The sequence below is a fragment of the Hydrogenophaga sp. L310 genome, assembly GCF_055703065.1.
In genome coordinates this window covers 23546-41108 of record NZ_JBVPZA010000003.1, presented here as the reverse complement: position 1 = coordinate 41108, position 17563 = coordinate 23546, and the positions used below count along the sequence as shown (strand labels likewise).

Annotated in this window: 17 protein-coding genes; 3 read left to right on the top strand and 14 right to left on the bottom strand. The window is 67.4% G+C overall.

The window, feature by feature from the left end; translation table 11 throughout:
- Positions 1–5: 5 nt before the first annotated feature.
- The 8 genes from AC0GNO_RS06860 to AC0GNO_RS06825 all read right to left on the bottom strand — a co-directional run bounded on the left by AC0GNO_RS06860 (position 6) and on the right by AC0GNO_RS06825 (position 9373).
- The gene (locus AC0GNO_RS06860) at positions 6–914 is read right to left on the bottom strand and encodes a hydroxymethylglutaryl-CoA lyase (RefSeq protein WP_472903467.1); all 909 of its coding nucleotides are present in this window, start codon (positions 912–914) and stop codon (positions 6–8) included.
- 66 nt (positions 915–980) lie between these two features.
- On the bottom strand, positions 981–1901 hold the full coding sequence (locus AC0GNO_RS06855; RefSeq protein ID WP_472903466.1) for a 2-hydroxyacid dehydrogenase: 921 nt from the start codon (positions 1899–1901) through the stop codon (positions 981–983).
- A gap of 35 nt (positions 1902–1936) precedes the next feature.
- A complete protein-coding gene (locus AC0GNO_RS06850) occupies positions 1937–3943 on the bottom strand; it encodes an acetyl/propionyl/methylcrotonyl-CoA carboxylase subunit alpha (protein WP_472903465.1) in 2007 nt (668 codons plus the stop codon).
- Positions 3944–3951: 8 nt separating this feature from the next.
- A complete protein-coding gene (locus AC0GNO_RS06845) occupies positions 3952–4677 on the bottom strand; it encodes a DUF4126 domain-containing protein (protein ID WP_472903464.1) in 726 nt (241 codons plus the stop codon).
- A 27-nt stretch (positions 4678–4704) separates the two neighbouring features.
- Positions 4705–5493, bottom strand: a complete 789-nt coding sequence (locus AC0GNO_RS06840; RefSeq protein ID WP_472903463.1) for an enoyl-CoA hydratase/isomerase family protein — start codon at positions 5491–5493, stop codon at positions 4705–4707.
- Positions 5490–6002, bottom strand: coding sequence for a DinB family protein (locus AC0GNO_RS06835; RefSeq protein WP_472903462.1), 513 nt, complete (start codon positions 6000–6002; stop codon positions 5490–5492). Before AC0GNO_RS06835 ends, AC0GNO_RS06840 begins: the two co-directional genes overlap by 4 nt.
- A gap of 8 nt (positions 6003–6010) precedes the next feature.
- Positions 6011–7633 (bottom strand): carboxyl transferase domain-containing protein, encoded by a 1623-nt coding sequence (locus AC0GNO_RS06830; RefSeq protein ID WP_472903461.1) that lies wholly within the window; start codon positions 7631–7633, stop codon positions 6011–6013.
- 12 nt (positions 7634–7645) lie between these two features.
- A complete protein-coding gene (locus AC0GNO_RS06825; RefSeq protein ID WP_472903460.1) occupies positions 7646–9373 on the bottom strand; it encodes an AMP-binding protein in 1728 nt (575 codons plus the stop codon).
- A gap of 127 nt (positions 9374–9500) precedes the next feature.
- On the opposite strand from AC0GNO_RS06825, the gene AC0GNO_RS06820 reads away from it, so the two are divergent.
- Both AC0GNO_RS06820 and AC0GNO_RS06815 read left to right on the top strand, forming a co-directional pair.
- Positions 9501–10721, top strand: coding sequence for an AraC family transcriptional regulator (locus AC0GNO_RS06820; protein ID WP_472903459.1), 1221 nt, complete (start codon positions 9501–9503; stop codon positions 10719–10721).
- Positions 10708–10995, top strand: a complete 288-nt coding sequence (locus tag AC0GNO_RS06815) for a hypothetical protein (protein WP_472888751.1) — start codon at positions 10708–10710, stop codon at positions 10993–10995. Before AC0GNO_RS06820 ends, AC0GNO_RS06815 begins: the two co-directional genes overlap by 14 nt.
- A 239-nt stretch (positions 10996–11234) precedes the next feature.
- Here AC0GNO_RS06815 and AC0GNO_RS06810 read toward each other — a convergent pair whose 3' ends face one another.
- The 4 genes from AC0GNO_RS06810 to AC0GNO_RS06795 are packed head-to-tail and all read right to left on the bottom strand — an operon-like array spanning position 11235 to position 13629.
- Positions 11235–12119, bottom strand: a complete 885-nt coding sequence (locus tag AC0GNO_RS06810) for a hypothetical protein (RefSeq protein ID WP_472903458.1) — start codon at positions 12117–12119, stop codon at positions 11235–11237.
- Positions 12120–12128: 9 nt separating this feature from the next.
- Entirely contained in the window at positions 12129–12785 is a 657-nt protein-coding gene (locus tag AC0GNO_RS06805; protein WP_472903712.1) for an HAD family hydrolase, read from the bottom strand.
- Positions 12786–12790: 5 nt separating this feature from the next.
- Positions 12791–13186, bottom strand: a complete 396-nt coding sequence (locus AC0GNO_RS06800) for a YchJ family protein (RefSeq protein ID WP_472903711.1) — start codon at positions 13184–13186, stop codon at positions 12791–12793.
- Between the two features lie 5 nt (positions 13187–13191).
- Positions 13192–13629 carry a rhodanese-like domain-containing protein gene (locus AC0GNO_RS06795; RefSeq protein ID WP_472903457.1) on the bottom strand — a complete coding sequence of 146 codons (438 nt, stop codon included), beginning with the start codon at positions 13627–13629 and terminating at the stop codon, positions 13192–13194.
- 139 nt (positions 13630–13768) lie between these two features.
- Here AC0GNO_RS06795 and AC0GNO_RS06790 point away from each other — a divergent pair, with 139 nt between their 5' ends.
- Complete coding sequence (locus AC0GNO_RS06790) at positions 13769–14476, top strand: glutathione S-transferase N-terminal domain-containing protein (protein ID WP_472903456.1); 708 nt, start codon at positions 13769–13771, stop codon at positions 14474–14476.
- A 134-nt stretch (positions 14477–14610) separates the two neighbouring features.
- On the opposite strand, the gene AC0GNO_RS06785 is transcribed toward AC0GNO_RS06790, so the two are convergent.
- Complete coding sequence (locus AC0GNO_RS06785) at positions 14611–16071, bottom strand: TrkH family potassium uptake protein (RefSeq protein ID WP_472903455.1); 1461 nt, start codon at positions 16069–16071, stop codon at positions 14611–14613.
- Positions 16072–16080: 9 nt separating this feature from the next.
- Complete coding sequence (locus AC0GNO_RS06780; protein WP_472888759.1) at positions 16081–17553, bottom strand: TrkH family potassium uptake protein; 1473 nt, start codon at positions 17551–17553, stop codon at positions 16081–16083.
- Between the last annotated feature and the right edge of the window lie 10 nt (positions 17554–17563).

The window sequence follows — 17563 nt, the reverse complement described above, 5'->3', positions numbered from 1 at the left end:
GGTGTTCAGCCCTGGCGTTTCGCGAGCAACGCGCGCGCCACGCGCGAGCCGCTCGGGCGGTTCAGGTGTTCGCTGATGAACTGGCCCGCATCCACCAGCGCATCCAGGTCGATGCCGGTCTGAATGCCCATGCCGTGCAGCAGGTAGACCACGTCTTCGGTCGCCACATTGCCGGTCGCGCCCTTGGCGTAGGGGCAGCCGCCGAGGCCGGCCACGGAGGACTGGAAGTTCCAGACGCCCAGCTCCAGCGCAGCGAGCGTATTGGACAGGGCCTGGCCGTAGGTGTCGTGGAAGTGACCGGACACCTGATCGATGGAAAAGTGCTTCAGCGTCGCCTCGATGGCGGCCTGCACCTTGCGCGGCGTGCCCACGCCGATGGTGTCGGCCACGTCCACACGTTCGACGCCGATGCCCTTCATCAGCCCCGCCAGGTAGGCCACGCGCTCGGGTGCAATCTCGCCTTCGTACGGGCAACCGACGGTGCAGCTCATGGCGCCGCGCACAGCGACGCCGGCCGCCTGGGCCGCCGCCACCACGGGCGCAAAACGTTCGATGCTTTCGGCGATGGAGCAGTTGATGTTCTTCTGGCTGAAGGCCTCGCTGGCCGCGCCGAACACCACGATCTCATCGGGCCGGTCGAGCAGCGCGGCCTCGAAGCCCTTGAGGTTGGGCGTGAGCACCGAGTAGCGCACACCGGCCTGGCGTGTGATGCCGCTCATGACCTCGTGGTTGTCGGCCATCTGCGGCACCCACTTCGGGCTCACGTAGCTGGTGACCTCGATCTCTTTCAGACCCGCAGCCTGCAGGCGGTGAACCAGCTCGATCTTCACGGCGGCGGGCACCGGCTGCTTTTCATTCTGCAGGCCGTCGCGCGGGCCGACGTCGATGAGCTGGACTTTTGATGGGATGTTCATGAATGTCTCCGAAGGGCTTGACCCCCTCTCACGCTCAGCGGGAGAGGGTTGGGGTGAGGGCTGAATTCAATAGCCCCTGACAGGATCGACCACACCCGCAACGCGCTGACCCGCTTCGAGCGCGCGGATCTTGCCCGCAATTTGCGCGATGCTTTCATCGCGCAAGGTGCGCGCCGAGGTGTGGGGGGTGATGGTGATCTTGGGGTGGTTCCAGAACGGGTGGTCAGCGGGCAATGGTTCGGTGCGGAACACGTCCAGCGTGGCGCCGGCCATGTGGCCGCTCTCCAGCAGGGCGAGCAGGTCGGCCTCGACCAGGTGCGCGCCACGCGCCACGTTGATGAGGTAAGCGTCGGGCTTCAGGCGTCCGAGTGTGTCGCGGTTGAGGATGTCCCGCGTGTCGGGCGTGAGCGGCAGCAGGTTCACCAGCACGCGGCAGTTTGAGAGGAAGGTATCGAACCCGGCCTCTCCGCTGTGGGTGAGCACGCCCTCGATGGCCTTGGGCGTGCGGCTCCAGCCGTGCACCGGAAAGTCAAACACCCGCAGTGCCCGGGCCACGCGCTCACCGAGCACGCCCAGGCCCATCACACCGATGGAAAAGTCCTGGCGATCACGCGGCTTGCGGTACGACCATTTGCCGGCCTTCACGTCGGCCTCGTAGCCATCGAATTCGCGGAAGTGGCGGATGACCGCGTGGCACACGTATTCGGCCATCTGCACCGACATGCCCGCGTCGTCGAGCCGCACGACTTTCACGCCGGGCGGCAGGCGCAGCTTGAGCAGCGCGTCCACACCCGCGCCGATGTTGAACAAGCCCTTGAGCGCCTGCTGCTCGTCGAGAAACTGTTGCGGTGGCGCCCAGACCACGGCGTGGTCGGCCTGTGGCGCGCCGGGTTCCCAGACCTCGACGGACGCTTCGGGAAAGGCCGCGCGCAGGCCGTCCAGCCAGGGTTGCGCCTTGGTGTCGGTGCAGCAGAAAGTGATGTTCATGCAGCGAGCTTAGCGGGCGAACAATGCCCGCGTTGTCAGGCGGTCTGGATCTTCAGCAGCTCCGCGCCCTCGGCCACCTGGTCACCCGGCGCGTAGAGCAGCTCGGCCACGGTGCCATCGGCCGGCGCGGCGATGGTGTGTTCCATCTTCATGGCCTCCATCACCGCCAGCGGCTGGCCCTTCTTCACCGCGTCGCCGGCCTTCACGGCGAACGACACCACCTTGCCCGGCATGGGCGCGGTGAGACGGCCGACATCGTGAGCGGCTTCGCCGGCGTGGGCGAGCGCGTCGAGCTCGGTGATCTGGGTGGCGCCCAGGGCACAGAAGATGTGCACGATCTCTTCGCGCTGCCAGGTCTGCACCGTCTGGCGCTGGCCCATGAAGCGCAGGTCCATCAGCGTACCGTTCTCCGCCGGCAGCGCATCAAACTCAAGCAGGCCACTGGTTTCATGGAACGCCAGTTGCAACGCGCCGTCGTGCAGGTAAGTCAGGCTGGCCTGCATGGCCTCGCCCAGGTATTCGAAGTCGAAGCGGCGCACGGTCAGGCCGTGCGGGCGCCAGCCGTCGCGGCGCGAGAACGGGTCTTTGCCTTCGCTCGCGCGCTCGGCCAGCAGGGTCTGCGCGACAGCGGCGGCCACCGCGAGATTCAGGCCGACCTTGTCCTGGTTGAACAGCACGCCCGCTTCGCGCGGGATCAGCGCTGTGTCCAGATTCGCCTGCGAAAACGAGGGGCTGGCGACCACGTGGCGCAGGAACTGCACGTTGGTCGACAGGCCGACGATGCGCGTTTCAGCCAGCGCAGCGTCGAGCCGGGCCAGTGCCTCGGCGCGGGTGCGGCCGTGCACGATCAGCTTGGCGACCATGGAGTCGTAGAACGGGCTGATCGCGTCGCCCTCGCGCACGCCGTCGTCCACGCGCACCGCGCCGCGTTCGAAGCTGGTGCAGGCGGGCTTGCGGTAGACGTCGAGCCGGCCGGTGGCGGGCAGGAACTGGTTGTCGGGCGTTTCGGCGCAGATGCGCGCCTCGATGGCGTGGCCGTCGATATGCAGTTGCTCCTGCGTCAGCGGCAGCGGCTCGCCGCTGGCGACGCGCAGCTGCCATTCAACAAGATCAAGCCCCGTGATCGCTTCGGTCACCGGGTGCTCCACCTGCAGGCGCGTGTTCATTTCCATGAAATAGAAGCGCATGCCGCCTTCGGGCGGCTGCTCGACGATGAACTCCACCGTGCCCGCGCCCACATAGTTCACGGCGCGCGCCGCGGCCACGGCGGCCAGGCCCATCTGCTGGCGCAGCTCGGGCGTCATGCCGGGCGCGGGCGCCTCTTCCAGCACTTTCTGGTGACGCCGCTGCACCGAGCAGTCGCGCTCGAACAGGTAGACGCAGTTGCCGTGTGTGTCGCCGAACACCTGGATCTCGATGTGGCGCGGACGCTGCGCGTATTTTTCAACCAGCACGGCGTCGCTGCCGAAGCTGTTGATGGCCTCACGTTTGCACGAAGCGAGCGCAGCGGCAAAGTCCTCGGCCTTCTCCACCGCGCGCATGCCCTTGCCACCGCCGCCGGCGCTGGCCTTGATCAGCACCGGGTAACCGATGCGGTCGGCCTCGTGCTGGAGCATGTGCGGGTCCTGGTCGGCGCCGTGGTAACCCGGCACCAGCGGCACGCCGGCGCTCTCCATCAGGCGCTTGGACTCGGCCTTCAGGCCCATGGCCTGGATGGCGCTCGCGGGCGGTCCGATGAACACCAGGCCGGCTTCGGCGCAGGCGTTGGCGAAGGCCTCGTTTTCGCTCAGGAAACCGTAGCCCGGGTGGATGGCCTGCGCGCCGGTGGCCTTGGCCGCGTCGAGGATGCGCTGCCATTGCAGGTAGCTGTCTTTCGGCGCACTGCCGCCGATGTGCACCGCCTCGTCGCAGGCCGCCACGTGTTTGGCGCTGGCGTCGGCATCGGAGTACACGGCCACGGTGCGCACGCCCATGCGGCGGGCGGTGGCGGCGACTCGGCAGGCGATTTCACCTCGGTTGGCAATCAGGATCTTGTTGAACATGAGGGGTCCTAAGCGGTAGCAGAAGAAAACAGGGATTGCGCGCGGCGGAACACCGCGCGCAGGAACTTGAACAGCATCCAGGTGACGATCCACATCAGCACCACGGTGATGACCAGCAGCACGCCGAACACCAGCGGGTGGTGGGTGGCCAGCCAGACCGCGCCGACCACCAGGCCGTCTTCGACCAGGCTCATGGCGATGTTGGAGAACGGCTCGGGCGAGCTGTTGATGGCCGCGCGCGTGGTGGTCTTGGCGGCCTGGCTGCTGGCCGCGAGCGTGCCGCCGAGCAGCGCGCCCACGAGGGCCATGGTGGCGCCGTCGGCACCCAGCGCGCCCGCCGCCAGCGCGGCGCCGGCGGGGATGCGGATCACGCTGTTGACCATGTCCCACAGCGAGTCGAGGCCGGGGATCTTGTCGGCGAAAAATTCGACGAACAGCAGTGCGCCGCTGGTGATGAGCATGGCGGGGTGCTGCAGCACCTGCAAACCTTCGGGCAAGGGCATCCAGCCCAGCGCGCCCGAAGCACCGACCAGGAACACCACCGCGTACAGCCGGAAGCCGCTGACCCAGCCGAGCGCGGCGGCCAGCGCCAGCAGACTGGGCATGTCGAGCTGGCTGGCGGCGGCACTCACGCCCTCGGCCACCTGGCCACCGACCTCATGGACCACGCCGGTGCCCAGGTGCAGACCCATGCCGTGCAGCCAGTTGACGAGGGTGGTCCAGAGTGCGTCCATGGTGTTCTCCTTGAGAGAAGAAACCGGCTAGCCCGCCAGCCAGGCGGGCTTGCGCTTCTGCAGAAAAGATTGCACGCCTTCGCGACCTTGTTCGCTCGCACGGATGTCGGCAATGCCCTGCACCGTGGCGGCGATCAGTGCGTCGTCAATGGCTCGCTCGGCCACGTCCTGCACCAGCTGTTTGCAGGCTTTCACGGCGGCCGGGCTGGCGCTCACCAGTGCCTGGGCCAGTTCGTTGACCTTGGCGTCCAGCGCTTCCGCACCGCTCACCAGCTCGTGCACGAAGCCGATGCGGTGCGCCTCCTGCGCGCTGAAGCGCTCGGCCGTGAGGAAGTAGCGGTGCGAGGCGCGCGCGCCCATGGCGCGGATCACGTAGGGACTGATGGTCGCGGGGATCAGGCCCAGCTTGACCTCGCTCAGGCAGTAGGTGGCGGTGTCCACACTGACGGCCATGTCGCAGGCCGCCACCAGACCCATGCCGCCGGCGAACACGTCGCCCTGCACGGCCGCGATGGTGGGCTTGGGGCATTCGTAGATGGCCTGGAGCATTGCGGCGAGCTGGCCCGCATCGGCCACGTTTTCGTCGCGCGTGTAGTCGGCCATGCGGCGCATCCAGTTCAGGTCGGCCCCGGCGCAGAAGGCCGGACCCTCGGCGGCCAGCACCACGGCGCGCACGTCGTCGCGTGTGCCCACGGCTTCAAACGCGGTCTTGAGCTGCTGGATCACTTCGTCGTTGAAGGCGTTGCGCACCTCGGGGCGGCTGAGCGTGATGCGGGCGATGCGGTCTTGCACCGCAATGGTCAGGGCTTTGTTCATGGCTTCTGGGCTTCCAGTTGCAGGTGGTACACCCAGTCCAGCTCGGGACCGGGCTGGCCCAGGGCGGTGAGCGCGGCGGTGATCTGGCCGCGGTGGTGGGTGGCGTGGTTGAACACGTGCGCCAGCGTGGCCGCAAACGGCAGCGACTGCGGCACGCCCTTCATGGTCCGGTAGTCCAGCTGGCCATCAAAGCGCTCGGCGGGCCAGCTGGCGATCAGGTGTTCCCAGTTGGCGGCGCCGCCCTTGAGCGCCTGGCCCAGGCGTTCGCGGTCGGGTTCGATCTCCGCGTCCAGCGCGAGCAGGGGCGAAGCGCCCTTGGAGAAACGCGCATACCAGAGCAGGTGCTCGCCCACCAGCAGGTGGTTGAGCGTGCCGTGGATGCTCTTGAAGAACAGGCCCACATCGCGCCGGTACTCTTCATCGCTCAGACGGGAAACCGCGTCCAGCAGGCGGTGCGTGGCCCAGACGTGGTAACGCGCCTGGCGGGTGAAGTGGGCGATCGGGTCCATGCCGGTGCTCACATGCGGAACAGGCCGAACTTTGTTTCGGGGATCGGCGCATTGAGTGAAGCGCTCAGCCCCAGCGCCAGCACACGGCGCGTGTCGGCCGGGTCGATCACGCCGTCGTCCCACAGGCGGGCGGTGGCGTAGTAGGGGTGGCCCTGCACCTCGTACTGTTCCTTGATGGGCGCCTTGAACGCGGCTTCTTCCTCGGCGCTCCAGCTGCCGCCCTTGCCTTCAATGCCATCGCGCTTGACGGTGGCCAGCACGCTCGCGGCCTGCTCGCCGCCCATCACGCTGATGCGCGCGTTCGGCCACATCCACAGGAAGCGCGGGCTGTAGGCGCGGCCGCACATGCCGTAGTTGCCGGCGCCGAAGCTGCCGCCGATGATCACGGTGAACTTCGGCACCGCGGCCGTGGCCACGGCGGTCACCATCTTGGCGCCGTTGCGCGCGATGCCTTCGTTCTCGTACTTGCGGCCGACCATGAAGCCGGTGATGTTCTGCAGGAAGACCAGCGGCGTCTTGCGCTGGCAGCACAGTTCGATGAAGTGCGCGCCCTTGAGCGCCGATTCGCTGAACAGGATGCCGTTGTTGGCGATGATGCCGACCGGCATGCCTTCGATGCGAGCGAAGCCGCAGACCAGCGTGGTACCGAAGCGCGACTTGAACTCGTCGAAGTCCGAGCCGTCGACGATGCGCGCGATGATCTCGCGCACGTCGAAGGGCTTGCGGGTGTCGGTCGGGATCACGCCGTACAGCTCTTCGGCCGGGTACAGCGGCGCCACCGGGTCGATGGTCGTGATCGGCGGGACCTTGCGTGCGTTGAGGTTCTTGACCGCCTGGCGAGCCAGGGCCAGCGCGTGCAGGTCGTTTTGCGCCAAGTGGTCGGCCACGCCCGAGAGGCGCGTGTGCACGTCGCCACCGCCCAGATCTTCGGCCGTGACCACCTCGCCCGTGGCGGCCTTCACCAGCGGCGGACCGCCCAGGAAGATGGTGCCCTGGTTCTTGACGATGATGGTCTCGTCGCTCATGGCCGGCACGTAGGCGCCGCCCGCCGTGCACGAACCCATGACCACCGCGATCTGCGCGATGCCCTGGGCGCTCATGTTGGCCTGGTTGAAGAAGATGCGGCCGAAGTGGTCGCGGTCGGGAAACACCTCGTCCTGGTTCGGCAGGTTGGCGCCGCCCGAGTCCACCAGGTAGATGCAGGGCAAGTTGTTCTGCTGCGCCACTTCCTGCGCGCGCAGGTGCTTCTTGACGGTGAGCGGGTAGTAGGTGCCGCCTTTCACCGTCGCGTCGTTGCAGACGATCATGCAGTCCACACCGCTGACGCGGCCGATGCCGGCAATGACCCCGGCGCAGGGCGCGCTGTCGCTGCCGTCGCGGTCCGGGTACATGCCCATCGCGGCCAGCGGGCTCAACTCCAGAAACGGCGTGCCCGGGTCCAGCAGCATCTGCACGCGGTCGCGCGGCAGCAGCTTGCCGCGCGCGGTGTGTTTGGCGCGCGCCGCGTCGCCACCGCCAAGCGTGGCTTTTTCAACCTGCGCCTTGAGGTCGTCCACCACCACGCGCATGGCGGCGGCGTTGGCCTGGAAGTCGGCGGAGCGGGCGTTGAGTTTGGTGTCGAGTGCGGGCATGTTGGTGTGCTTTCAGGCGGTTTTTGCTTCGGCCAGCCCCAGCTGGTCCTTCATGGCATCGCGGATCTTGAACTTCTGGATCTTGCCGGTCACGGTCATGGGGAAGGCGTCCACAAAGCGGATGTAACGCGGCACCTTGTAGTGGGCGATCTGGCCCTTGCAGAAGGCGCGCACGGTCTCTTCATCCAGCGTCTGGCCGGGCTTGACGATGACCCAGGCGCACAGCTCTTCGCCGTATTTCACGTCGGGCACGCCGACGACCTGCACGTCCTGCACCTGCGGCATGCGGTACAAGAATTCTTCGATCTCGCGCGGGTAGATGTTTTCGCCGCCGCGGATCACCATGTCCTTGATGCGGCCGACGATGTTCACGTAGCCCTCGGTGTCCATGGTGGCGAGGTCGCCGGTGTGCATCCAGCCCTCGGTGTCGATGGCCTCGGCGGTTTTGGCCGGGTCTTCCCAGTAACCGTGCATCACCGAATACCCGCGCGTGCACAGCTCGCCCGACTGACCCGTCGGCATCACCTCGCCGCTGTCGGGGTTCACGATCTTCACCTCCAGGTGCGGCTGCACCTGGCCCACGGTGGAGACGCGCCGGTCCAGCGGCGTGTCGGTGCTGCTCTGGCAGCTCACCGGGCTGGTCTCGGTCATGCCGTAGGCGATGGTGATTTGCGAGAGGTGCATGTCGCTCACCACACGCTGCATCACGGCGGTGGGGCACGGCGAGCCGGCCATGATGCCGGTGCGCAGCGTGGACAGGTCGAATTCGGCAAAACGCGGGTGGTCCAGCTCGGCGATGAACATGGTGGGCACGCCGTGCAGGCCGGTGCAGCGTTCGTCCTGCACCGTCTGCAACACGGTCAGCGGGTCGAAGCCGTCGTTCGGGTAGACGATGGTGGCGCCGTGCGTGAAGCAGGCCAGGTTGCCCAGCACCATGCCGAAGCAGTGGTACAGCGGCACGGGGATGCACAGGCGGTCGGCCGGCGTGAGCTTCATGCACTCGCCGATGAAGAAGCCGTTGTTCAGGATGTTGCGGTGCGTGAGCGTGGCGCCCTTGGGGAAGCCGGTGGTGCCGCTGGTGAACTGGATGTTGATCGGGTCGCTCGCCTTGAGCGTGGCCGCCACCTGCGCCACGCGCGGGTCGGCCGCGTCGCCCTGGGCAAGCAGTGCCGAGAAGCGCATCAGCCCGGGCTCTTCGGCGCCCTGCCCGGCTTCGTCGATCCAGACCACGGTCTTCAGGTGCGGCAGCTGCTGCGCTTCCAGCGCGCCGGGCAGGCCGTGCGCCCACTCGGGCGCCAGCTCGCGCAGCATGCCCAGGTAGTCGCTGGTCTTGAAGCGCGCCATGGTCACGAGCAGCTGGCAGCCCACCTTGTTGAGCGCGTATTCCACCTCGGCCGTGCGGTAGGCCGGGTTGATGTTCACCAGCACCAGGCCCACCTGCGCGGTGGCCAGCTGCATCAGCACCCATTCGGCGTTGTTGTGCGACCAGATGCCCACCCGGTCGCCCGGATTCAGGCCCTGCGCCAGCAGCGCGCTGGCCAGGCGGTGCGCGTCGGCCTGCAGCGCGCGGTAGGTGTAGCGCCGCCCCTGGTGCACGCTCACCAGCGCTTCGTGATCGGGCTGGCGCGCCACCATGGCGTCAAAAAACGCGCCGATGGTCTGCTCGATCAGCGGCACGTCGGTCGCGCCGCGGGCGTGGCTGAGCGTCAGGGGCTCGGCCGTGTTTCGGGGGTCGCTCATGGGCTTGTCTCCTCGGGTTCCAGGGTCCGGCTCGCACCGGACTGCAGGGCCTAGCTTAGGAGCCTTGCGCCGACAACGCTTGCCAGAATGGTTGCAAATCACGCCACCCATCAGGCACACTGGCGCCATGCCTGACCCCCGCACAACCCTTGCCAGCCCATCCGACCGCCGCAGCGACCGCGCCGCCACGCCCATGGCGTTCGTGCAGGCCATCGTGATCGCCTACCAGCAGCGCGGGCTGGACCCGGCGCAGGTTCTGGCGCAGGCACAGATTCCGCCAGCCCGCGTGGCCGATCCCGCGGCGCGCATCACCGCCGCGCAGATGGAAACCCTCTCGGGCGCCGCCATGCAGGAACTGGACGACGAAGCCCTGGGCTGGTTTCGCCGCGCCCTGCCCTGGGGCAGCTACGGCATGCTCGCGCGCGCCTCGCTTTCGGCGCCCACGCTGGGCGTGGCACTCAAACGCTGGTGCCGCCACCACGGCCTGCTCACGCCCGACATCACGCTCGCCGTGACCACCAGCGGCGACGTGGCCAGCATCGCCCTCACCGAACACCGCCCGCCGGGCGGCGACGGCAGCCTGCGCGAATTCTGTGGCGTCTCTGTGCTGCGCAACAGCCACGGCCTGGCCTGCTGGCTGGTGGACTCGCGCATCCCGCTGCTGGGCGCGAGCTTCCCGTTCGCCGCGCCACCGCACGCCGAGGTTTACCGGGTGCTGTTCGATGGCCCGACGGTGTTTGGCGCCGACCAGACCGCGATCCACTTCGACGCGCGCTACCTCGCCCTGCCCGTCAAGCGCGACGAAGCCGCCATGAACCAGATGCTGCAGCGCGCCCTGCCGATCCAGGTGCGCCCCTACCGGCGCGACCGCCTGCTGGTGCAGCGCGTGCGCCAGGTGCTGATGACCCAGCCGCTGGACGCGCACAACGCCAACGACCTCGCGGCCTTGCTCAACACCTCGGCCCGCACGCTGCACCGGCAGCTGAAAGACGAAGGCGCCACATTGCAGGCACTGAAAGACGAGGTCCGACGCGACCGCGCGCTCGACCTGCTGCAGCGCACGACCCGGCCGATCAAACAGGTGGCCGAAGCGGCCGGGTTCCAGAACCAGAAGAGCTTCATGCGCGCGTTCAAGGGCTGGACGGGGGTGACGCCGGGGGAGTGGCGAGGCGCGGCCATGACGCGTACGATGGTGCTCTTTCCGCGACAGGATCCGAACCATGCCAACTTCAACGAAGCGCACGACTCCTGCCGCAGCAAAGCGGGCACCGAAGAAGAGCGCCGAGCCAGGCCCGAAGCCATTCCTGCGCTTCCATCACTCGCAAGAATTGAGAGTGAAGACACTTGAAGTGCTCGAAGCCGTCGAGGGCGCCGAGAAGGCAACTGTCCACTCCGGCCAGCTCACAGAGCTGGTACTTGAACTGACTGATTGCGGCATGGATCAGTACTTTCTGCAATCGCTGAAGGCCACGAAGGCGAACTTCGTTGTGCAGCAGTCTGCTGCCCTCGGACTATCCGGCGTTCAGAAGGTCATGGGCACCGTCATCAGAAACATCATCGGCCGCATGGATGATCGGCAGTTGCTCTCGGTATGCGACTCCATTCGAAAATTCATGGCGTGAGCCCCGCACGACATCTCCCGCTGGGCTATCGCGGCCCAGCGCTGCGCCAACTCAACCGGAGCACCAACAGCGGGACGTCAGCTTTGCCTTTCCCTATGGAGCGGTGGCCGCTCCAGGTCGACAACAGTCCGCCTGTCGACTCAACCGGCATTTGGCAACGCTGACCAAGACCCACCTGTCTGATCGCATTCGGCACGTCCCCAGCGCCTCCGAACACGACAGCAAAGAAATTGCCCCAATCAACGCCTCGCCGGCAGGCTGTCTGACGCGCCAGCCCCCAAAGGCGCCGGAATACCCCGGCCTTCCACGTTCGGCGTGGTCACCGGGAAAGCGTTGCTCGATGGTGCCGTCGGCACCGATGCGGGAGCCGGTGCAGGCTTCGGTGCCGAAGAAGCCGGCGCAGAGGCAGGCGCCGCCTGCCCCAACCCCAGCTGGTTCACCAGACTCTGCACCGCGGCGTCCACCTGCACCTTGAGCGACTCGCGCGCCGCAGCGGCGTGGTCGTCGTTCAGGCGCGGGCCGCGCAGCAGCGCGGGCGCGGGCACGCGCTGGGCGGTGGACACGGTGGCTTCGCCGAGCACCGTGCCGAAGGTGCTGGGCACGAGCAGGTCGACGCGCAACGAGGCGTGGGCCACCGACTCGGTGCCGAGCTGCAGGATGCTGCGCTGCGCGATGCCCAGACCGAAGAAGCCTTCGCGGGTGGCCCAGATGCTGTCGGCCGAGGGAGCGCCCGAGATGAGCAGCACGTGGTCGGTCGGCGTCTTGAGTTCCTTCAGCTCCTTGAGCGCTTCTTCTCGGCGGGTGGCGGTGATGGTCACGCGCTGCACGCTGGAGAAACGCCCCGAGGCCCTGAGCAGTTCGACGGTGCGGTTTTCGAGCTGTTCCTTGTAGCCCCAGTCGGGCACGAAGGCTTCGCCGAACTCGTTGTTGAACAACGTGGTGCCGCGCCAGCTGAGGCGCAGCGTGGTGCCGATGGTGCTGATGACGGTGATGGACTTGCCGAGCAGGCGCGCCTGCACGCTGGTCGTTTCGACGGTGGAGCAGGCAGTGAGGCCAAGGCCGACCAGTGGCAAAAATGGCAGGGCTGCGCTGTGGGCGAGCAGGTGGCGGCGTGTGAGTTGCATGGCGCGTTTTTACCGCAACGCGGGCAAGGCCCGCGCCAGCTCGTCCATGTGGCGAAACACCCGCGCCACCGGCAGGCCGTCGAACGCGCGGCCGTGACCCTGCGGGCAGTAGCCCCAGACGGTGGCGCCCGCGGCCAGGCCGGCGTGGGCACCGGTGGCGGTGTCTTCGATCACGAGGCAGCGCGCCGGGTCGGCGCCGAGGTGGGCCGCGGCGGCGAGGTACACGTCGGGGTGCGGCTTGGAGCGCGGCAGGTCGTGGCCGCTGAAGATGCGGTCGCCGAAATACGGCGCCATGCCGGCCATGCCGATCTGCATCACGACCTTGGGCCGGTCGGCGCCGGAGGCGCAGGCGATGCGGCCCGCGGTGTGCGCGTGCGCGGCGATGACGGCATCGAGCGCGCCCTGCACGGTCTGCAGTTCGGCGCGCAGGCGCTGGTCGCGCCGTGCGTAGAAGGCGCGCATCCAGTGATCGGTGAGCGGCTGGCCGGTCTCGGCCTCGATGCGCGCGCGTTCGTCGCGCACGGCCTTGCCGATGAAGATCTGCATGCACTCGGCCTGGCTCAGCGCCCAGCCGGCTTCGTTCAGCACCTCACGCAGCACGCCGTTGGTGATGGGCTCGCTGTCGACCAGCACGCCGTCGCAATCAAACAGCACGGCTTCAAACATCGCACTCACTTCATATCTCCATCCACATAAAACCAGCGCCCGCCTTCGCGCACGAAGCGGCTGGTCTCGTGCAGGCGCTGACCGCGGCCGGCCACGCGCGAACGCGCCACGAACTCGACTTCGGCGTGGTCGGCATCGATCACGCGATGGCGTTTCACGGTCAGCCCCAGCCACTTCACACCGGGCTCCAGCGTCAGGTCGGCGGGCCGGGTGCTGGCGTGCCAGCTGCTCTGCAGGTACGCCACCCGCTCCAGCACGAAGGCGCTGTAGCGCGAGCGCATGAGGCTTTCGGCGTCGGGCGCCGGGGTGTCGTGGTCGAGGTAGCGCCCGCAGCAGTTGTCGAACGCACTGGCTTTGCCCCGCGCGTCGGTCCGGCCACAGGGACAGACGCTCACGGGCACCCCGCTCAAGCGGCCTTGCGCGCCGCGTGCCGGGCCTTGTGCGCCTCCAGGGTTTCGGTGGGCGCGTCGGCCCTGGTCCACGCGGCAAAGCCGCCGTCGATGTGGGCCACGTTGGTCATGCCCATGTCTTGCAGGGCCTTGGTGGCCAGCGCGCTGCGCCAGCCGGCGCCGCAGAACAGCACGAACTCCTTGCTTTCGTCGCCGAACACCGGCTTGTAGTAAGGCGACTCGGGGTCGACCCAGAACTCCAGCATCCCGCGCGGCGCGTGCAGGGCACCGGGCACGGTGTCTTCGCGTTCGAGTTCGCGAACGTCGCGGATGTCGACCACCTGCAAGGTGGCGTCGCCCGCTTCGAGGCGCTTGCGCACTTGCTCGACGGTGTAGGTGGTGATCTGCGCCGTGGCTTCGTCCACGAGCACGCGGAATCCTTTGGTGATGGGCATGGGTCGGTGTCTCCTTTGATGGGAATTATCCGCGCCACCGGGCTACGCCAAACGCCATGGGTTCGCTGGCACAAGGGCATTGCGCGGCGGTGTCCAATGAATGCCTCGCGGCAGCCCGCCGCCCTGCCCTGGAGCGCCCATGACCGACCTGTCCGCCTTCCCCATCACGAACAAATGGCCTGCGCGCCACCCGGACCGCCTGCAGCTGTATTCGCTGCCCACGCCGAACGGCGTGAAGGTCTCGATCATGCTGGAGGAAACCGGCCTGCCCTACGAAGTGCACCGCGTCGCCTTCGACAGCAACGACCAGCTCTCGCCCGAGTTCCTCTCGCTCAACCCGAACAACAAGATCCCCGCCATCCTCGACCCCAACGGCCCCGGTGGCCGGCCGCTGGCTCTCTTTGAATCGGGCGCGATCCTGATCTACCTGGCAGAAAAGACCGGCCAGTTCCTGTCGTCCGATCCGGCGCAGCGCTATGAAACCATCCAGTGGCTGATGTTCCAGATGGGCGGCGTGGGGCCGATGTTTGGCCAGCTCGGCTTCTTCCACAAGTTTGCCGGCAAGGACTATGAAGACAAGCGCCCCCGCGACCGCTACGCCGCCGAATCGCGCCGCCTGCTGGGCGTGCTGAACCAGCGCCTGGCGGGCCGCGACTGGATCATGGGCGCCGACTACAGCATCGCCGACATCGCCACCTGGCCCTGGGTGCGCAACCTGGTCGGCTTCTACGGCGCGGGCGATCTGGTGGGCTTCAAGGACTTCCCCGAAGTCGCCCGCGTGCTGGCCCGGTTTGTCGAACGTCCCGCCGTGCAACGCGGCCTGAACATCCCGGCAACCCCGGCCTGAAAAGCAGCTGAGAAACACGCGACCAGTCGCGCCCGAAGTGCCGTCACCCAGGGCACCGCCGGGCCGGCTTGCCGGACGGCCAGTGCCGCCCCCCTGGAGGGGGGTGACGCCGCAGGCGGCGCGGGGGGTGCTCTCTACTTCCTCCAGAAGGAGCCCGTGAACAGCACCAGCACGGTCAGCAGCTCCAGCCGGCCGAGCAGCATGGCGAAGGTCAGCACCCAGATCTGGAAGTCGCTCAGCACGCCGAAGTTGCTCGTCGGCCCCACCTGTCCCAGCCCCGGACCGATGTTGTTGACGGTGGCGACCACGGCGGAGAACGCGGTCACGATGTCCAGCCCGGTGAACAGCAGCAGCATGGTCAGGCCCATGGTGACCGCGCCGTAAATCAGCATGAAGCCAAAGGTGGCGTTCATGACCGACATGGGCAGGATGGCGCCGCCCATCGTGACCGGGTTCACCACGCGCGGGTGGATGCTGCGCACCAGCTCGCGCCGCGCCTGTTTGATCAGCAACACCATACGCACCATCTTGATCCCGCCGCCGGTGGAGCCGGCACAGGACACGAAACAGCCCAGGAACAGCAGCAGCACCGGCGCGAACACCGGCCACTGCGCATAGTCAGTGGAGGCGTAGCCGGTGGTGGTGGCCAGCGACACCACATGGAAGGCACTGGTGCGCAGGGCCAGGGCCAAGTCGTCGTAAACGCCGTGCCCCAGCAGCAGGCTGGCGACCAGCATGATCGAAACCAGCAGCACGCTGATGTAGGTGCGGATCTCGCGGTCGCGGATGATGGGCCGCAGCGAGCGGCTGCGGATCACGATGAAATAGCGCACGAAACTGATGCCGGCCAGGGCCATGAACACCGTGGCGACGGCCTCGATCGTCGGCGAGCTGAAGTGGCCCAGGCTGGCGTCGTGCGATGAAAAGCCACCCAGGCCCATGGTGGTGCACATGTGCATGAAGGCGTCGGCCCAGCTCATGCCGGCCCAGCGGTAGGCCAGCATGCAGGCCACCGAGAAAGCGGCATAGACCCCCCAGAGCCCGCGCGCCGTCTCGGAAATGCGCGGTGTGAACTTCGCGTCTTTCATGGGCCCTGGCGTTTCGGCCTTGTAGACCTGGTAGCCCCCCAGCCCCAGCATGGGCAGCACCGCCACCACCAGCAGCATGATGCCCAGGCCGCCCACCAGCTGCAGGAAACAGCGCCACACATTGACGGACACCGGCAGGTAGTCCAGCCCGGAGAGCGCCGTGGCCCCGGTCGCGGTGAGCGCGCTCATGGCCTCGAAATAGACCTTGGTCCAGCCGATGCCGGGCACCGTGAACAGCAGCGGCAAAGCGGCGTAGGCCGGCAGCACGATCCACACCAGATTGACGAGCAGGAAGCCGTCGCGCGCCTGCAGCTCGCGGCGGTGGCGGTTCGTGGCGGCCCACAGCGCCAGGCCGCTGAGCGCGGCCAGCGCAAACGCCCCTTCCCAGACGTAGCGGTACTGCTCGTGGTCTTCGCTCCAGGCCCAGGCCAGCGGCACCAGAAAGCTGAAGGCGAACGCAAACAGGATGCGCGAAAACACGTTCAGGACCGGCAGCAACGTGTACATGGGCGCGATCTACTTGCGCCAGAAGCCGGGCGTGAACAGCACCAGGAACGACAACATTTCCAGCCGGCCCAGCAGCATGGCCGCCGTGCACACCCAGGTCTGAAAATCGGTCAGGCCCGCAAAATTCCCCGCCGGACCCACCTCGTTGAGCCCGGGCCCCATGTTGTTGACACTGGCCACAACGGCCGTGAACGCGGTGTCGAACGGCATGTCGGTCAACAGCAGCAACATGGTCAGGCCGATGATCGTGCCGCCGTACACCAGCATGAAGCCCAGCACCGAAAAGATGGTGCTGCTGTCGATCAGGTGGCCGCCGAGCGTGACGGGGTTGACCGCGCGCGGATGCACGATGCGCGCCATCTCGCGCTTGGCCTGCTTGAACAGGATCACCAGCCGCGCCATCTTGATGCCTGCCCCGGTGGACCCGGCGCTGGTGGCAATGCCCGACAGCATGATCATGTACAGCGGCGCAAACACCGGCCAGGTGGTGTAGTCCACGGTGGAGTAGCCGGTGGTCGAGCCGATCGACACCACGTTGAACAGCGCCACGCGCAGGGTCTCCAGCGGATCGCTCATGGTGCCCTTGAAGAGCAGCAAACCGGCGATGAAGACGCTCGAACCCACCAGCAGTGCCATGGAACCGCGCCACTCGGCATCGCGCCAGATGCGCCCCGGATTGCGCTTGGTCAGGGCCACGAAATAGAGCGCGAAATTGCAGCTGGCGAGCAGCATGAACACGATCGCCACCCACTCCATGGCGGGCGACTGGAAGAAGCCAAAACTGCTGTCGTGCGACGACAGGCCGCCCAGGCTCAGGGTCGAGAACATGTGGATCCAGGCATCCAGCGCCGGCATGCCGGCCAGCCAGTAACCCAGCACGCACGCCAGCGACAACAGGCTGTACACGCTCCACAGGCCTTTGGCGGTTTCGGTGATGCGCGGCGTGAGCTTGGCGTCCTTCATGGGACCGGTCGCTTCGGCGCGAAAGAGCTGGCTGCCCCCCACGCCCAGCATCGGCAGGATGGCGACCGCCAGCACCAGAATGCCCATGCCGCCCAGCCACTGCAGGAAGCAGCGCCAGAGGTTGATGGAGGCAGGCAGCGCGTCCAGGCCCACCAGCACCGTCGCCCCGGTTGTTGTCAGCCCCGACATGGACTCGAAGTAGGCGTCGGTGAACGACATGGGCGAGGCTGTGCCCGAGAAATAGAGCAGCAAGGGCAGGCTGGCGAACAGCGGCAGCAGGGTCCACACCATCCCGACCAGCAGGATGCCGTCGCGCGCCTGCAGGTCCAGCTGCCGACCCACGCGCCAGACCGCGCTGCGCATGGCCAGGCCCGCCGCGAAGGTGACCAGCATGGCGATGGGGTACGCCGCTTCGGCGCCATCGTGCGTCCAGGCGGATACGCCCAACGGCACCAGCATGGTCAGGGCGAACACCATCACAATGGCGCCGAGCACGGGAAAGATGCGCAGAAACGGCATGGCGACCCTG

What these genes read in the sequence shown, in the direction of transcription:
- AC0GNO_RS06780 (WP_472888759.1), bottom strand. Translation starts at nt 17,553, where the DNA reads ATGCCGTTTCTGCGCATCTTTCCCGTGCTCGGCGCCATTGTGATGGTG.
- AC0GNO_RS06785 (WP_472903455.1), bottom strand. Translation starts at nt 16,071, where the DNA reads ATGTACACGTTGCTGCCGGTCCTGAACGTGTTTTCGCGCATCCTGTTT.
- AC0GNO_RS06840 (WP_472903463.1), bottom strand. Translation starts at nt 5,493, where the DNA reads ATGAACAAAGCCCTGACCATTGCGGTGCAAGACCGCATCGCCCGCATC.
- AC0GNO_RS06835 (WP_472903462.1), bottom strand. Translation starts at nt 6,002, where the DNA reads ATGGACCCGATCGCCCACTTCACCCGCCAGGCGCGTTACCACGTCTGG.
- AC0GNO_RS06790 (WP_472903456.1), top strand. Translation starts at nt 13,769, where the DNA reads ATGACCGACCTGTCCGCCTTCCCCATCACGAACAAATGGCCTGCGCGC.
- AC0GNO_RS06805 (WP_472903712.1), bottom strand. Translation starts at nt 12,785, where the DNA reads ATGTTTGAAGCCGTGCTGTTTGATTGCGACGGCGTGCTGGTCGACAGC.
- AC0GNO_RS06795 (WP_472903457.1), bottom strand. Translation starts at nt 13,629, where the DNA reads ATGCCCATCACCAAAGGATTCCGCGTGCTCGTGGACGAAGCCACGGCG.
- AC0GNO_RS06830 (WP_472903461.1), bottom strand. Translation starts at nt 7,633, where the DNA reads ATGCCCGCACTCGACACCAAACTCAACGCCCGCTCCGCCGACTTCCAG.
- AC0GNO_RS06845 (WP_472903464.1), bottom strand. Translation starts at nt 4,677, where the DNA reads ATGGACGCACTCTGGACCACCCTCGTCAACTGGCTGCACGGCATGGGT.
- AC0GNO_RS06860 (WP_472903467.1), bottom strand. Translation starts at nt 914, where the DNA reads ATGAACATCCCATCAAAAGTCCAGCTCATCGACGTCGGCCCGCGCGAC.
- AC0GNO_RS06810 (WP_472903458.1), bottom strand. Translation starts at nt 12,119, where the DNA reads ATGCAACTCACACGCCGCCACCTGCTCGCCCACAGCGCAGCCCTGCCA.
- AC0GNO_RS06825 (WP_472903460.1), bottom strand. Translation starts at nt 9,373, where the DNA reads ATGAGCGACCCCCGAAACACGGCCGAGCCCCTGACGCTCAGCCACGCC.
- AC0GNO_RS06820 (WP_472903459.1), top strand. Translation starts at nt 9,501, where the DNA reads ATGCCTGACCCCCGCACAACCCTTGCCAGCCCATCCGACCGCCGCAGC.
- AC0GNO_RS06855 (WP_472903466.1), bottom strand. Translation starts at nt 1,901, where the DNA reads ATGAACATCACTTTCTGCTGCACCGACACCAAGGCGCAACCCTGGCTG.
- AC0GNO_RS06850 (WP_472903465.1), bottom strand. Translation starts at nt 3,943, where the DNA reads ATGTTCAACAAGATCCTGATTGCCAACCGAGGTGAAATCGCCTGCCGA.